Source organism: Tenacibaculum pacificus (assembly GCF_027941775.1).
Taxonomy (GTDB): Bacteria; Bacteroidota; Bacteroidia; order Flavobacteriales; family Flavobacteriaceae; genus Polaribacter; species Polaribacter pacificus_A.
The window spans coordinates 1,003,705-1,023,234 of record NZ_CP115917.1 but is presented as its reverse complement, the minus strand read 5'-3'; the positions used below and the strand labels follow the sequence as shown (position 1 = coordinate 1,023,234).

The following is a 19,530-nucleotide window of genomic DNA, read 5'->3' as shown; positions in this document are numbered from 1 at the left end:
CCGATTATGATAAAAAACTACTACAAAATACTATGCTTTTTTGTGCTTTTTTCTCAATTTAGTAGAGCACAGACACAACCTAATGCAGTTAACGACATTAATACAACATACATTAATAGTAATATAAGTGTAAATGTACCAGGGCTACTTTCAAACGATACAGATATCGATAATGATGTTTTAACTATTACTAATTTTTCGATAAACACGATTAATTTTTCAGCAGGTGAAACAGCTAATTTTAGTGAAGGTAATATCACCATAAATTCTGATGGTAGTTATACCTTTATTCCAAATACTAATTACTTTGGTAATGTATCTACTATTAATTATACTATTTCCGATGGAATTTTTTCTGATACAGCAAGCCTACAAATAACTGTTGAAAATGAAACTCCACCTATAGCTGTTAATGATGTTAACACAACTTATCTTAATACTACTTCAATTATAAATGCCCCAGGGGTACTTACCAATGATACTGATATCGACAATAATATTTTAACTGTTACTTCATTTAACATTAATAGTGTTGATTTTACAGTAGGCGAAACCGCTAATTTTAACGAAGGTAATATTATTATAAGTGCTGATGGTAGTTATAATTTTACTCCTACTACTGATTATTTTGGCAACCTACCTATAATTACATATACTATTTCTGATGGAATTTTCTCGACCACAGCAAACTTACAAATAACTGTTGAAAATGAAACTGCTCCTATAGCATTTAACGATTTTCAAATTATTGATATTAACACCATATTAAATACAAATACACCAGGGTTACTAGATAATGATACTGATATTGACAATGATATTTTAACTATTACTGATTTCTCTATAAATACCACTAGTTTTACAGCAGGACAAACAGCTAATTTTAGTGAAGGAAGTATTACTATAAATGCTAATGGTAGCTATAATTTTATTCCTAATACAAATTATATCGGAGAAGTAACTCCGATTACATACACTATTTCTGATGGAATTTTCTCAACCTCAGCAACCCTACAAATAACTGTTGAAAATGAAAATGAACCAGAAGCTTTTGATGATTATGATACAGCAGATATAAATACTACTTTATCTGTAAATGCTCCAGGGGTACTTATTAATGATATAGATATTGATAATAATGTATTAACTGTAACTTCTTTTAGTATTAATAACATTAATTTTACAGCAGGACAAACTGCTACTTTTAGTCAAGGAAATATTACTATAAATGCAAATGGTAGTTATAATTTTATTCCGAATACAGATTATACAGGAAATGTTCAACTTATTACCTATACTATTTTTGATGGTACTTATTCAACTACTGCTGATTTATATTTAACCGTTGAAAATACAACCGATTTAATCGAAATAAGAAACTTAGAAAGTTGTAATCAAGGTTATACAGTTGATGGTGAATACAAAGTAATTTACAGTATGACTATAGCTAACAGTAGTACTGCTAGAGATTATCATGCTTCAAGCCTTATTAGTAATATCGATTTGACAAACGATTTACAAGCTATTTTTGGAAACGGTTGTGTTACTGAAGTTAGTGAAATGAACGTTACAACATCAACAACAATAGATTATATAGATAATCCGTATCCTTTAGAATTTACCACAGATATTGTAAATCCTAATTTTTTAGATTTAACCTCAAGTAATATTTTCAATAATACTACTGTTAGTAATGCAACATTATATCCTAGACAATCTATAAATATTCGTTTTTGTGTGACTATAAATCCATTTTGTAATGGTCGTCCAAATCCGACTCCTTCAGGTTCTGGAATTAATTTTGATACTGTTTTTAATGTTACCTCATCAACAGGGAACGCCACCGAAAACTTAGAGATTTCTGATTTTCATACTACAGAAGCAGTTGTTGCCGCAGCACTATTTGTCCCTGAAGAAAATCCTTTAGTAAATCCTGATGGTACATTTGATTATAATAATCGAGTAATAATCACAAACGAAGGAACAACAACAGCAACCAATGTTAATTACAACATGGGATTAGGTAGTTTTTTAGATAACGGAATTGTTTTTACTACCTTAACTGTTTCTCAAATTTCAGGTTCGTCTGTAAATATAAATACTAATTATGATGGAGATACGAACCCTTTTTTACTAAACCCTAATAATTCTTTAGCACCAGGTGAAACCATTATTTTAGATATATTTTATTTAATTGCACCTATTTCATTTTCAAATACTAATTCTTTTAATCAATTAGAACTTTCTCAAACACAAGGTGCTTTAGATGGTTTTGATGAAACAACTACCGAAAACAAAAAACAATATTCTTTTGTTACTTGGTCTGATGGTTTAGGTAATCATTTAGATCGTTATTATAACACAGCATCAGATACAGGAACAGCCTCTTCTACTTCTCAATGTGATTGTAATAGTGCTGGTATGGGGTTTTCATTTAACTCATCTTCGTCAACAGAAAAAGTTGTTTTAAATACCAATCAAGTACCAAACGGAATTTTAGAACATCAAGAACTTACCTTTCAAATTACCATAACAAATACTAGTGAAGCTGTTCAAATTGAGCAATTACAATTACAAGATGATTTAAATGCTATTTGTAGTGGAAATATTATTACTGTCAGCACACCTGTTATTCAAAATTCTACGGCAACAATTAATCCGATATTAAACCCATTATATAATGGAGTTACTGATATTAATTTTTTCGATGGAAATTCAGGTATTTTAGAAGCTAATGAAAGTATCACTATTCAATTTTCTGTTCTTTTTAATGAAGAATGTATTGGTGATAGTACTGTCGATTTTTTAGCTACTGACCCGCTAAATAACAGTGCAAACTCAACAAGCACAATTCCTCTAAATATTTCTACAGATACAGATAACGATACTATCATTAATGAAATTGATATTGATGATGATAATGATACTATTACAGATATTGATGAATACGGTGGTTTAAATCCTTTGGATGATCACGACAATGATTTTGTTCCTAATTATAAGGACACTGATTTTAATGTAGATGCAAATAATGATGGCGTTATCGATATTTTTGATTTTGATAATGATGGCGTACCAAATCACTTTGATTTAGATAGCGATAATGATGGAATTCCTGATATTATAGAATCTGGAAATGGTCATTTAAATAATAATTCCGAATCAAAAACAGATATGGATGTTGGTGTAAATGGTTTACATAATACTGTTGAAAACAATGACACTTTAACTACAGGAATCAATTATACTATTTTAAATTCTGATACTAATGGAAATCCAAATTTTATAGATATCGATTCTGATGGCGATGGAATTGTTGACCATATTGAAGCACAAACTACCGAAGATTATATTCCTCATAATAACACCTATTTTATAACAGGTATTGACACCGCTTATCCTAATGGAATAATACCTATCGATACAGATGGAGATCTTATTCCTGATTATATTGACCTTAATTCTGATAATGATATTCGTGATGATTATATTGAAGGATGGGATTTTAATAACGATGGAACTCCTGAAACAACCGCTTTAAATATAGATACTGATAATGATGGATTAGATGATGCCTATGATAGTAATGATAACTTTGTAAATCCTAAAAATAGTCAAACTCCAAGTGATTTACCGAATATTGATAATACAGACACACCAGAAAGAGATTGGCGAGAAATCAATGCAGTTGTTGTGCTTATTAATAATGTAAGTGCTACCGAAGGAGATACTTTTACTTTTACGGTTTCATTAGTTACTAAAAATGATAATTCAATAATAACTCAAAGTGCTTCGGAAATAACAATGAATCTTTCTAGTATTGACGGAACAGACACAGCAAGTCAATACAATATTGCTGTAACACCATATGATTATAATCAAATAAATGGAGCTACTTTAAGTATTCCCGCTTTTCAAGAAACGGCTACTTTTAATGCCATTTCTTTGGATGATACAATTTATGAACTTGATGAGATTTTCACCATCAACGGAACTATAACTTCTTTAAATACTGTAAATACTGAAACTTCAGGAATTGGAAATATTATAGATAATGACCTTCCGCCAACAATTACTATGAACGATTCTATGGAAGATGAAGGAATCGATTTAGTACATACTGTTAGCATTAGTCACCCTTGTTCTACTCCTATTAATATCGATATTAAAACAAATGATGATGTTGCCATAAGCCCTGATGATTATACCAGTGTTTCAACAAATTTAAGTATTGATGGAACTATTAATCCTGCGGATGCAAATACAGAAGCATCTTTTAATATCAGTACAAAAACAGATAATTTAAACGAACCTGACATCGAAAATTTAATTGTTAGCGGTGTAGTAACTAGTAATAACGTAGGTATTCAAGACTTAAATAAAACAGGTAGTATTGTTGATATTGACCCTTATCCAATAATCGAAATAGAAGATTTAACTGTTACAGAAGGGAATCCGTTTATGTTTGAAATTAAACTTTTAAACGCCAGTTTAGAACCGATGCAAAATTATGCACCTATCATTCTTAATATAATTACTTTGGATGAAACAACGACACAATCATTGGATTATCAAACAATACCGACTATAAATACAATTCCTGCATATACTGAATCTATAACACAAATTATCCCAACAATTGATGATAATTTAAATGAAGAAGCTGAAACAATGCTACTACAAATAACTGTTGTAGATGAAAATCCATTAATAAGATTACTTAACACAGGAACAATTAAAGATAATGATGTTCCTAATTTATTTTCGCCCAATGGCGATGGAAAAAGTGACACCTTCAAAATAGCAGGAATTGAAGATTTTCCTAATTTTAAATTAATTATTTATGATAGATGGGGAAGTGAAATATATAACTATAGCAATAATGGAAGAATAAATCCTATTTGGTGGGATGGAAATCATAATGAAAAACCTGCACCAACAGGTGTTTATTATTATACATTAGATTTTAATGACGGTAATCAAAAAGCGAAAACAAACTTTATACAACTTGTAAGATGATATCAATAAAAAAAACATTATTAACCTTATTTGTTGTTTGTTATAGTCTTTTTTGCACGGCACAACAAATTCCACATTACACGCAATATTTATACAATACACAAATTATAAATCCTGCAACTGTTGGTTTAAGGTCAGATTTAAGTATGTCATTATTAACGCGTCAACAATGGGTTGGTGTAACGGGTGCTCCTACTACCAATACATTTTCCATAAACGGACGAACAAATAATGGTTTAGGTTTTGGTGCTACAGTTATAAACGATAAAGTAGGTTTATCAAAAAGTAACAATATAAATGTAGATGCCTCATATACTTTAATAACATCAAGAGATACAAGACTTGCTTTCGGATTAAAAGCAGGTATTACATTATTTGATAACAATTTATCTCAAGGAATTACACCAGATAATGATACCTATAACAATACAAAAGGAAATTATCCTAATATTGGATTTGGTGCCTATTATTACAACAAACAATATTTTGTAGGTTTTTCAATACCATACTTATTAAAAAGTAGTCAATTTGAAATTTCAGAAACAATAACAACGCAAACAACTTCAAGTAATATGAACTATTTTATTACAGGAGGAGTTCGATTAAGATTATCAGAAAATATTTTTTTTAAACCATCAACTATGGTTAAGTATGTAAAAAACTTACCTATTTCTATAGATATTAATAGCAATTTTCTTTATAAGGAGTTTTTAGAAGCTGGAGTTTCTTATCGTTATAAAGATTCAGCAAGTGCTATGTTTGCTATTATTATTGATAAAAAATATAGAATAGGATACGCCTATGACACAAAATTATCAGCATTGAGTAATAATTTTAATACACATGAAATCGTACTTCATGTTGATTTTACATTAAAAGGAAAAAGAAGATGGCTAGAACATAATTCTTGTTATTTTTAATCTTCAAAAAAAATTCCGTTTAACTATCTTTTAAATTGATAGCTAAACGGAATTAAATATTTTATCTGAAAAAATATTATCCTAATCTTTTAATTTTTTCGTTTGACCTAACTGGCAAACGCTTTTTTAATTCTTCAACAATTCTATAAGTTGCAGGACAAATTGCAGTGTTACTAATTGTTAAATCTGAAATTTGAATAAACTTCTTTCTATTTGTATGCGGATATTCTGAACACGCTTTTGGGCGAACATCATAAATAAAACAAGAATTATCACTTTCATCAAGAAATGAACACGGTGCTGTTTTTAACACCATAAAATCATCTTCATCACGCTGTAAATATTGAGATTCAAAATCTCTTACTTTCATTTTCAAATACTTAGAGATACGCTCGGTATCTTTATCTGTAAAAATAGGACTTGTAGTTTTACAACAATTACCACAATCTAAACAATCTGTTTTTGCAAATTCCTTATCATGTAAATCTTGTACTACAACATCGAAATTTTTAGGTACTCGCTTTTTTATAGTTGCAAAATACTTCTTATTTTCCTTCTCTGCATCCTTTGCTAACTTCTCTAAGTTCTCTAAATCTTTATCCATAGTGCAAAAATAGACATATAAACAGTTAGAATGAGTTTAAATATTACCTTAATAACTAGTAATTTTTTCTTTTTAGTTACTTTTTAGTCACTTTTTCATCAAAAAAAAGCATCATTATAGTTTTTTAATACGACAAAACAACATTATCATATTAATTATATGCTAATTAAATGTAATTTATATTTAATTTTTTTTAAGAAATAATTTCATCAAAAAAAACACCATAATCATATGATTACAAGAACAATACCTATTTCATCATTAAAAATAAAAAAAACACACAAAACACACAAACCCCTAACAAACAAACAATTAACTAAATAAGCAGCAATTAATCATCAATAAAAAAGTAGATAAATAATGTTTTACAAAAAACATAAAAAATATCAATAATCAGCAATCTATTAGCTAAATAAATGAGATTACCTTACGGAAAACCATAAAAAAAGATAAAAAAGATTGAAAATAACTATTTTTTAACATACCTTTAATAACTTTAACAAATATTAACCCTTAATAATACTATATTAACATGTTAATACTATGGTAACATAGATTAACAAGTATTAAAAAATAATCGTTTATCATCAAATTAAAATACATAATATGCTTTCCAAGAAACATCTCATTTTCCTTATCTATTCGCTTTTAATTATTATTCCGCTTGTAACACAAGCGCAAGAACATGACCCAATCAGTTGTGGTCAGCGAAAAATAGTCGTACCTGAAATTCCATATAATAAAGCAGACGAGGCTAAAAACAAAAGTAGAGGCACAAGAAATACAAGTGCAAAAACTACAAATACATTTGCCGTAGTACAAAGTGTACACAATACCATTGCTAAATGGGAAGGACCTGGTTCTTATTACCGTTACGACATTGGTACAACACAAGGTGGTGATGAAATTTCTAGAGGTAGTTTATTGAATAATAATGCAAGATTTACTAGAGGTAAAAGTTATGAAGAACTAAGAAGAGAAGCACTTTTAAGAACGCCTTCTCTAGTTTTTAATTTAGGAGATACCTTTTATATTAATCTTTATCGTTTTGCTGGAGATACTAATCCTTGGGTTTCTCAACCCTTATCATTTAATGTAGAGCCTTTAGGAGCCGCAGCAAACGAAGTTACTGTTAATGTTGAAATGAATTATGGGGTTAACGGATTAGGTCCTTTTGCTGGTTGGCAAGCAGCTAAAATAAAAGAGTTTTATGATATAGCAAACCCTATTATAAAAAGAGTTTATGGTCCTCCATCTAGAAACCATGTAGTTAATATTGTAAATGATGGACTTGCTGTTGGTACAAATACGTATTACAACGGACCAAACCAAATAAGCACAACATATAGCGAAAATAATGGTGATTTATCGCAACCACGTTTAATGATTCACGAATTATTACACGGATACCGTGATAACGTTATTTTAAGTAGTAATGATGAATGGCATTACGTACCAGTACTTAGTGGTTTTGAAGAAGGAATGGCAGAAGCCGTTGCACTTATTGTAATGGATATTTTTATTGAAGAAAACCCTAACTTTTTTACTGCAGATGAATTTAAAGTTCATTGGGGGCACTCAAGAGGTATGCCTTTTGACTGGGATTACGATTTTCAAAATCATGAACAATTAACTACTACCGATTTCTTTTCAAGTGATATTGGTACAGGTGCGCATTGGGAAAGATATGGTACATCACAAGCAGCAATGCAAAAAATCTATATTGAAGATAATGATGTATTCAAAAATTTTAATGCAGAATATTACAAACGATTAAGTGCTAATTATGAGTTATTACCTACTAGAGATTTAATTGTAGATATTTTTAACCAAATTTTACCAGAAGTTGAAAGAACTCCAATAACAGATTGGATAAACAAACAACGTGTTTTAGATTGTAAAGTGGTACCTGGTAAGAAAGTACACATGTTAACTTTTCATTCAGTTAACCCTCCTAGAATTCACGCAACAGATAATAGATTACATGCTATTGAAACTCAGAATGATGTAAACGGTAGTGAATGGTCTTGGGATACTACTGATGCAGGTGGTAATCAATTCAGATGGGCTATTCAAAGTAACAACCTAGACGGACAAATAGAAGTTTATAATTATGATGGTACATTACATCAGCCAGCTATAAACATTAAAAATGATAAAGCTGCCAGACGACAAGGTGTTCCTGCGTACGCTGGACCATACCAAGGACCAAATCCTTTTGAGGATGATTTTGGTGGTTTTGCTGCTAACGCAGGCCAAACTGACCAATATTACTATAATGGAGGATGGCAATGGGGTAAAACTCCTGTAGGAATTGAAAACCATAACTTTACAGCTGCTTCAACAACAGATAGAGCTCATGGTGATTTAAATAATGCAAATAATCAACCAGATCCTGCCTCTCAACTTATAAGTGACATGGAAGATTTAGGTTTATATAGATATGACATTAATTTTGAAGGAGGTAATTATGCTGGAACTTACTATAGATTACATGGTAAAGACTTAGTAGGTGCCGAAGGTATTATTGGAGGTATAAAATCTACCGATGATACCAATCAAATTACAGGAAAATTAATTATTGAACATGAAAATCATGGTGAAGAACCTGATGTTTTAATTAATAATGGTGCTTTTATTAAAGAACGTACATGGGCAAGTGTTCCTTCAGTACCTGCAAGACAAGGAGGTAGAAGCGATAGAAGATATTCTGAAAAAGGAAAAGTACATGCAATATATATAAGTGATGACTGTACACAACAAAAAATTGATTTTAGAAACATTACTTATGGTGACGGTTTATCTGGAAGTCAATTATTCTTATTTACTGTCGAAAACTTTCAAGATATAACTTATACTACTGCTGATAATACAGTATGTAAAGATGCTGACATCGATTTAGATGTAACCTATAATTTTGAAGATATTCTTGATAATGATTCTAGAATAACTTTTGAATGGTTTAGTCCTACTGATGCTGTAACACCTATAGCAACAACAAAAGCACATACAATTAATCTTGCAAAAGTAGCTGACGCAGGAGAATATACACTTAAAGTAAATTTCTTTGGCTGTGAAATTATCAAAAAAGTAAATATTACTGTTACTGATGATACTTTTACACTTCCTCCTACTACTCCAATTACAATTTGTGAAACAGAAACTTTAAATATTAGTGCTACGGATATTACAGGAGCTACCTATAGTTGGGTTGGTCCTAATGGATTTACTGCTACTACTAAAGATATTGAAATATTAAATACAACTGTAGCTGCTGATGGAAATTATACAGTATCAGTTACTAAAACAAATTGTTCAGGTACTCCTGTAACTTTAGATAATACAACTGATGTAACAATAACAGCTAAAGCTACTCCTACTTTTAGTGTAAACAGTTCTTATTGTGAAAACGATACTGCTGATACTTTACCTACAACATCAGATAATAGTATTACAGGTACTTGGACACCAACGACAATTAGTACAACTATTATTGGTAATTCTAATTATCTATTTACACCAGATGCAAACCAATGTGCTAATCCATTAACTTTAACTGTTAATATTTCAGATAAAGCGACTCCGGTATTTACTTTAACTACTGCTTATTGTGAAGATGATACAGCTAATGCTTTACCTACTTCTGATAATAATAGTATTACAGGTACTTGGACACCAGCTACAATTAGTACAACTATTATTGGTGATACTGATTATACATTTACGCCAGCAGGAACGGAATGTGCTGAACCATTAACGGTAACAGTTACTATTACAGATAAAGCTACTCCGGTATTTACTTTAACTACTGCTTATTGTGAAGATGATACTGCTAATGCTTTACCTACTGCTGATAATAATGGTATTACAGGTACTTGGGCTCCAGCTACAATTAGTACAACTACTATTGGTGATACTGATTATACATTTACGCCAGCAGGAACGGAATGTGCTGAACCATTAACGGTAACAGTTACTATTACAGATAAAGCTACTCCGGTATTTACTTTAACTACTGCTTATTGTGAAGATGATACTGCTAATGCTTTACCTACTGCTGATAATAATGGTATTACAGGTACTTGGGCTCCAGCTACAATTAGTACAACTACTATTGGTGATACTGATTATACATTTACACCAGCAGGAACAGAATGTGCTGACCCATTAACAATAACTGTTAATATTACAGATAAAGCGACTCCGGTATTTACTTTAACTACTTCTTATTGTGAAGATGATACTGCTAATGCTTTACCTACTTCTGATAATAATGGTATTACAGGTACTTGGGCTCCAGCTACAATTAGTACAACTACTATTGGTAATACTGATTACATATTTACACCAGCAGGAACGGAATGTGCTGACCCATTAACAGTAACTGTTAATATTACAAATAAAGCGACTCCAGTTTTTACTGTAAATACTTCTTATAACGAAAATGATACTGCAGATACCTTACCTACTTCTGATAATAATGGTATTACAGGTACTTGGGCTCCAGCTACAATTAGTACAACTATTATTGGTGATACTGATTATACATTTACGCCAGCAGGAACGGAATGTGCTGACATGTTAACAATAACTGTTACTATTACAGATAAAGTTACTCCAGTATTTACTTTAACAACTTCTTATTGTGAAGATGCTACTGCTAATACTTTACCTACTACTGATGATAATGGTATTACAGGTACTTGGAACCCAGCTACAATTAGTACAACTACTATTGGTGATACTGATTATACATTTACACCAGCTCCAACAGAAGCTGCTGACCCATTAACGGTAACTATTACTATTACAAATAAAGCGACTCCGGTATTTACTTTAACTACTTCTTATTGTGAAGATGATACTGCTAATGCTTTACCTACTTCTGATAATAATAGTATTACAGGTACTTGGACTCCAGCTACAATTAGTACAACTACTATTGGTGATAGTGATTATACATTTACTCCAGCAGGAACGGAATGTGCTGACCCATTAACCGTAACGGTTACTATTACAAATAAAGCTACTCCGGTATTTACTTTAACTACTTCTTATTGTGAAGATGCTACTGCTAATGCTTTACCTACTTCTGATAATAATGGTATTACAGGTACTTGGGCTCCAGCTACAATTAGTACAACTACTATTGGTAATACTGATTACATATTTACACCAGCAGGAACGGAATGTGCTGACCCATTAACAGTAAATATAAGTATCAGTAATAAAGCGACTCCAGTATTTGGTGTAACTACTTCTTATCACGAAAATGATACTCCAGATACTTTACCTACTTCTGATAATAATGGTATTACAGGTACTTGGGCTCCAGCTACAATTAGCACAACTACTATTGGTGATACTGATTATATATTTACACCAGCAGGAACGGAATGTGCTGACCCATTAACTTTAACTGTTAATATTGTAAGTAAATCAACTCCTATATTTAGTGTAGCTACTTCTTATTGTGAAGATGATATTGCTGATACTTTACCAGCCTCTGATAATAGTGGTATTACAGGTACTTGGGCTCCAGCTACAATTAGTACAACTACTATTGGTGATACTGATTATACATTTACGCCAGCTCCAACAGAAACTGCTGACCCATTAACTATTACTGTTAATATTACAGATAAAGCTACTCCGGTATTTACTTTAACTACTTCTTATTGTGAAGATGATACTGCTAATGCTTTACCTACTTCTGATAATAATGGTATTACAGGTACTTGGGCTCCAGCTACAATTAGTACAACTACTATTGGTAATACTGATTACATATTTACACCAGCAGGAACGGAATGTGCTGACACATTAACAGTAACCGTTAATATTACAGATAAAGCGACTCCGGTATTTACTTTAACTACTTCTTATTGTGAAGATGATACTGCTAATGCTTTACCTACTGCTGATAATAATGGTATTACAGGTACTTGGGCACCTACTACAATTAGTACAACTACTATTGGTGATACTGATTATACATTTACACCAGCAGGAACGGAATGTGCTGACCCATTAACAGTAACTGTTAATATTACAGATAAAGCTACTCCGGTATTTACTTTAACTACTACTTATTGTGAAGATGATACTGCTAATGCTTTACCTACTGCTGATAATAATGGTATTACAGGTACTTGGGCTCCAACTACAATTAGTACAACTATTATTGGTAATACTGATTATGTATTTACACCAATAGGAACGGAATGTGCTGACCCATTAACTGTTTCTGTAACGGTTAATGCAACTGTAACTCCTATATTTAGTTTTACAACTACATACTGTGAAACTACTACAGCTAATGCATTACCTGCAACTTCTGATAATGGAATTGATGGTACTTGGAACGTTGCTAATATTGATACAAATACAATTGGAAATACTGATTATGTATTTACTCCTAATGTTGCAAATCAATGTGGTGAACCTACAACGGTTTCTGTAACGGTTAATGCAACTGTTACTCCTACTTTTAGTTTTGCAACTACATACTGTGAAGCTACTACAGCTAACGCATTACCTACAACTTCTGATAATGGAATTGATGGTACTTGGAATGTTTCAAGTATTGATACTAATATAACAGGAAACACTAATTATGTATTTACTCCTAATGTTGCGAATCAATGTGGTGAACCTACAACGGTTTCTGTAACGGTTAATGCAACTGTTACTCCTACATTTAGTTTTACAACTACATACTGTGAAGCTACTACAGCTGATGCATTACCGACTACTTCGGATAATGGAATTGATGGTACTTGGAATAACACTAGTATAGACACGAACATTACTGGAGCTACAAATTATATATTTACTCCTAATATTGCAAATCAATGTGGTGAACCTACAACGGTTTCAGTAACGGTTAATGCTACTGTTACTCCTGCATTTAGTTTTACAACTACATACTGTGAAACTACTACAGCTGATGCATTACCTGCAACTTCTGATAATGGAATTGATGGTACTTGGAACGTTGCTAATATTGATACAAATACAATTGGAAATACTGATTATGTATTTACTCCTAATGTTGCAAATCAATGTGGTGAACCTACAACGGTTTCTGTAACGGTTAATGCAACTGTTACTCCTACTTTTAGTTTTGCAACTACATACTGTGAAGCTACTACAGCTAACACATTACCGACTACTTCGGATAATGGAATTGATGGTACTTGGAACGTTGCTAATATTGACACAAATACATTAGGTTTAAGTAACTACACATTTACTCCTAATGTTGCGAATCAATGTGGTGAACCTACAACGGTTTCTGTAACGGTTAATGCAACTGTTACTCCTACTTTTAGTTTTACAACTACATACTGTGAAGCTACTACAGCTGATGCATTACCGACTACTTCAGATAACGGAATTAATGGTACTTGGAATAACACTAGTATAGACACGAACATTACTGGAGCTACAAATTATATATTTACTCCTAATGTTGCTAGTCAGTGTGGTGAACCTACAACGGTTTCAGTAACGGTTAATGCTACTGTTACTCCTGCATTTAGTTTTACAACTACATACTGTGAAACTACTACAGCTGATGCATTACCTGCAACTTCTGATAATGGAATTGATGGTACTTGGAACGTTGCTAATATTGATACAAATACAATTGGAAATACTGATTATGTATTTACTCCTAATGTTGCAAATCAATGTGGTGAACCTACAACGGTTTCAGTAACTATTAATGCAACTGTTACTCCTACTTTTAGTTTTGCAACTACATACTGTGAAGCTACTACAGCTAACACATTACCGACTACTTCGGATAATGGAATTGATGGTACTTGGAACGTTGCTAATATTGACACAAATACATTAGGTTTAAGTAACTACACATTTACTCCTAATGTTGCGAATCAATGTGGTGAACCTACAACTGTTTCTGTAACGGTTAATGCAACTGTTACTCCTACATTTAGTTTTACAACTACATACTGTGAAGGGACTACAGTTACAACATTACCGACAACTTCGGATAATGGAATTGATGGTACTTGGAATAATACTAGTATAGATACGAACATTACTGGAGCTACAAATTATATATTTACTCCTAATGTTGCGAATCAATGTGGTGAACCTACAACGGTTTCTGTAACGGTTAATGCAACTGTTACTCCTACTTTTAGTTTTACAACTACATACTGTGAAACTACTACAGCTAATGCATTACCTGCAACTTCTGATAATGGAATTGATGGTACTTGGAACGTTGCTAATATTGATACAAATACAATTGGAAATACTGATTATGTATTTACTCCTAATGTTGCAAATCAATGTGGTGAACCTACAACGGTTTCTGTAACGGTTAATGCAACTGTTACTCCTACTTTTAGTTTTGCAACTACATACTGTGAAGCTAATACAGCTAACACATTACCTATAACTTCGGATAATGGAATTGATGGTACTTGGAACGTTGCTAATATTGACACAAATACATTAGGTTTAAGTAACTACACATTTACTCCTAATGTTGCGAATCAATGTGGTGAACCTACAACGGTTTCTGTAACGGTTAATGCAACTGTTACTCCTACTTTTAGTTTTACAACTACATACTGTGAAGGGACTACAGTTACAACATTACCGACAACTTCGGATAATGGAATTGATGGTACTTGGAATAACAGTAGTATAGATACGAATATTACTGGAGCTACAAATTACACATTTACTCCTAATGTTGCGAATCAATGTGGTGAACCTACAACGGTTTCTGTAACGGTTAATGCAACTGTTACTCCTACTTTTAGTTTTACAACTACATACTGTGAAGCTACTACAGCTGACGCATTACCTATAACTTCGGATAATGGAATTGATGGTACTTGGAATAACACTAGTATAGATACGAACATAACTGGAGCTACAAATTATATATTTACTCCTAATGTTCCGAGTCAATGTAGTGAACCTATAACGGTTTCAGTAACGGTTAATGCAACTGTTACTCCTACTTTTAGTTTTGCAACTACATACTGTGAAGCTACTACAGCTAACACATTACCTATAACTTCGGATAATGGAATTGATGGTACTTGGAACGTTGCTAATATTGACACAAATACATTAGGTTTAAGTAACTACACATTTACTCCTAATGTTGCGAATCAATGTGGTGAACCTACAACGGTTTCTGTAACGGTTAATGCAACTGTTACTCCTACTTTTAGTTTTACAACTACATACTGTGAAGGGACTACAGTTACAACATTACCGACAACTTCGGATAATGGAATTGATGGTACTTGGAATAACAGTAGTATAAATACGAATATTACTGGAGCTACAAATTACACATTTACTCCTAATGTTGCGAATCAATGTGGTGAACCTACAACGGTTTCTGTAACGGTTAATGCAACTGTTACTCCTACTTTTAGTTTTACAACTACATACTGTGAAGCTACTACAGCTGACGCATTACCTATAACTTCGGATAATGGAATTGATGGTACTTGGAATAACACTAGTATAGATACGAACATAACTGGAGCTACAAATTATATATTTACTCCTAATGTTCCGAGTCAATGTAGTGAACCTATAACGGTTTCAGTAACGGTTAATGCAACTGTTACTCCTACTTTTAGTTTTGCAACTACCTATTGTGAAGGAACTACAGTTACAGCATTACCTACAACTTCTGATAATGGAATTGATGGTACTTGGAACGTTGCTAATATTAGTACTAATATAGTAGAAACTAAAGATTATATCTTTACTCCAAACAATGCTAGTCAATGTAGTGAACCTACAACTGTTTCAGTAACTATAGAATCTAATAATGACTTTACCTTAACTCCTATTAACCATATTGATATTTGTGAAGGAGAAAGCATTGTTATTAATACAAATGACATTACTAATGCAACTTATCAATGGTTTGACCAAAACAATGATTTAATAACAGGACAAAACACTAAAACATTGACTATTCTAAACGCTATGTCAGATATGACTGGTGAATATAAAGTTACTGTTACAGCTGCACAATGTAGTGGAGTTTTAGTATCTAAGGATATTAAAATAAATGTTCTTGTAAAGGAAAGCTTTAAGGTTAATACACCAACTACCTTAACAACTTGTTATTCTGAAACAATTTCAATTAGTCTAAATGATGTGATAGGAGCTACATATAACTGGACAGGACCAAATAATTTCACGTCAACAGATAGAGATATTATTATACCAACTGCTACACTTGAAATGGCTGGTGATTATAAAGTTTCAGTAACAGCTCCTAATTGTTTTGGAACTATCGTTACTAAAACAAGTAAAACAATAGTAACTGTTAATGTTTGTGAGGAAATGCCTTTGTTTTTTACTCCAAATGAAGATGGTCATAATGATATTTGGGAAATAAACAGCAACTTAATTCCATTTGAATTTGTTAATGTATATGATAGATACGGAAAGTTAATCAAACAAATTACTCCTGAAGATAATACTTGGGATGGGTATAGTAATGGTATGAAAATGCCTTCTACAGACTATTGGTATTTAGTTCAGTACACAAATAAAAAACAAGATACGGGTCACTTTAGTTTATTAAGGAAATAAAAAAAACACCTTATTAACAAATTTACTCCTCAATAATTTACACAAATTATTGGGGAGTTTTTTTTATATATAAAACTCCTACTTTATTTCAGATAATTCAACTATCAAAACAGATAAATAAATTGTTAGTTTCTCTTTAAATATCATCCAAATAAATTGTGTAATTTTGTTGTTCAATTTTCAACAACTAATGAGTATACAAACCTTAATTGAAGCAAAAGTAAAAGAAGGATTTTCAACCTTATATAATATTGAAATTCCTAGTGTAGAATTTCAAGCAACCCGTAAAGATTTTGAAGGAGATATCACTGTGGTGGTTTTTCCTCTTCTAAGGTATAAAAAAGGAAATCCTGTTCAAATTGGCGAGGATTTAGGAAAATACCTTGTTGAAAATGTTTCGGAAATTACCAACTATAATGTGGTAAAAGGATTTTTAAACTTAGTGATTGATAATAGTTTTTATACTAATTTTTTCAATCAAATAGCAACAGATACTTATTACGGATTTATTTCGCCTTCGGCAGATGATTCTTCTCGTATGGTAGAATATTCATCGCCAAACACAAATAAACCTTTACACCTAGGACACGTTCGTAATGTTTTATTAGGTTATTCGGTTGCTGAAATTTTAAAAGCATCTGGTAAAAAAGTGTATAAAACTCAAATCATTAATGATAGAGGAATACATATTTGTAAATCGATGTTGGCTTGGCAAAAGTTTGGAGAAGGAGAAACTCCAGAATCAACAGGTTTAAAAGGTGATAAGTTGGTTGGTAATTATTATGTGAAATTCGATCAAGAATATAAAAAAGAGTTAGAAAACTTAAAGTTAGAATCTAAAGGTTTTATTAATAATATTAATCAAAAAAAAGGGGATAATATTTATCTCAATAAATGTCTTTTAATCTTAGAAAAAATAGATTTAGATAGACTAAGTTATGAACAAAAAAGCTCCCTTCTTCCTGTTTTATCTATATCCATAGCTGATAAAATGAAAAGATTAGAGCGTAATATCGGTTATGAAAACTCTTCTAGCAATGCTATTACATATATATCAAGTATTCTTGATAAGAATATAACTGAAGAGATAATTGTTAATTTTTTAGAACTACTTAAGCATATATTAAAAACGGTTTCGTATACTGATAATGAATCTCAAAAAGATAATAATATTATCGACTATATTTTCAATGACACCTATAAAAAACAATCTCCTCTAATGATTGAAGCACAACAAATGCTTCGTAAATGGGAAGCTGGTGATGAGCAAGTTGTAACACTTTGGAAAGAAATGAATTCTTGGGTTTACAAAGGATTTGATGTTACTTATAAAAGTATTGGTGTTGATTTTGATAAATTATATTACGAAAGTAATACCTATTTATTAGGAAAAGATACTGTTGATGAAGGATTAAAAAGTGGTGTTTTCTTCAAAAAAGAAGATGGCTCTGTTTGGTGTGATTTATCTGAAGATGGTTTAGATGAAAAACTGGTTTTACGTTCAGACGGAACATCAGTTTATATGACGCAAGATATTGGAACTGCTATTCAACGTGCAAAAGATATGCCCGATGTTGGCGGAATGGTTTACACAGTTGGTAACGAACAAGATTATCACTTTAAAGTATTATTCTTAATTTTAAAGAAATTAGGATATTCTTGGGCAGAACAATTACATCATTTAAGTTACGGAATGGTAGATTTACCTTCTGGAAAAATGAAATCTCGTGAGGGAACTGTCGTTGATGCCGATGATTTAATGGACGAAATGACCGATACTGCTCGTACTATTTCTCAAGAACTAGGAAAATTAGAAGGGTATTCTGATGAAGAAAAAGAAGAATTATATAGAGTTATCGGTTTAGGAGCTTTAAAATATTTCATCTTAAAAGTAGATCCTAAAAAGAGAATTTTATTCGATCCGAAAGCTTCTGTAGATTTTCAAGGAAATACAGGACCTTTTATTCAATATACGTATGCTAGAATTCAATCTATTTTAAGAAAAGCTGATTTTGATTATTCAAATGCTGTTTCAATTGAATTACACGCAAAAGAAAAAGAATTAATTAAACAATTAGAATTATATCCTGAAGTAATTCAGCAAGCTGCTAACAATTATTCGCCTGCCGTAATTGCAAATTACACCTACGAATTGGTAAAAGAATTCAATTCTTTTTATCAAAATGTACATATTTTAGGAGAAGAAAACGAAGATAAAAAAGTATTTAGAGTTCAGTTATCTAAAAAAGTTGCCGATACTATTAAATCTGCATTTGCTTTATTAGGAATTGAAGTTCCTGAAAGAATGTAAAAAAATATAACTTCTACCCTATTTATTTTTTGAAAAAAGAACTAAAATTCAAAAAATGAAAA

The 19,530-nt window shown here is 31.5% G+C and carries 5 protein-coding genes; 4 read left to right on the top strand and 1 reads right to left on the bottom strand.

Features of this window, described 5'->3' with window-relative positions; genetic code table 11:
- Positions 1-42 precede the first annotated feature (42 nt).
- Positions 43-5,019 (top strand): cadherin-like domain-containing protein, encoded by a 4,977-nt coding sequence (locus tag PG913_RS04675; protein ID WP_271231841.1) that lies wholly within the window; start codon positions 43-45, stop codon positions 5,017-5,019.
- Positions 5,016-5,939, top strand: a complete 924-nt coding sequence (locus tag PG913_RS04670; protein ID WP_271231840.1) for a PorP/SprF family type IX secretion system membrane protein — start codon at positions 5,016-5,018, stop codon at positions 5,937-5,939. The genes PG913_RS04675 and PG913_RS04670 overlap by 4 nt, the downstream gene beginning before the upstream one ends.
- Before the next feature lie 76 nt (positions 5,940-6,015).
- Here the strand turns inward: PG913_RS04670 and PG913_RS04665 are convergent, their stop codons facing one another.
- Entirely contained in the window at positions 6,016-6,543 is a 528-nt protein-coding gene (locus tag PG913_RS04665) for a YkgJ family cysteine cluster protein (RefSeq protein WP_271231839.1), read from the bottom strand.
- A gap of 606 nt (positions 6,544-7,149) precedes the next feature.
- Here PG913_RS04665 and PG913_RS04660 point away from each other — a divergent pair.
- Both PG913_RS04660 and argS read left to right on the top strand, forming a co-directional pair.
- The gene (locus tag PG913_RS04660; RefSeq protein ID WP_271231838.1) at positions 7,150-17,157 is read left to right on the top strand and encodes a T9SS type B sorting domain-containing protein; all 10,008 of its coding nucleotides are present in this window, start codon (positions 7,150-7,152) and stop codon (positions 17,155-17,157) included.
- A 190-nt stretch (positions 17,158-17,347) separates the two neighbouring features.
- The gene (argS, locus tag PG913_RS04655) at positions 17,348-19,468 is read left to right on the top strand and encodes an arginine--tRNA ligase (RefSeq protein WP_271231837.1); all 2,121 of its coding nucleotides are present in this window, start codon (positions 17,348-17,350) and stop codon (positions 19,466-19,468) included.
- The last annotated feature ends 62 nt before the right edge of the window (positions 19,469-19,530 follow it).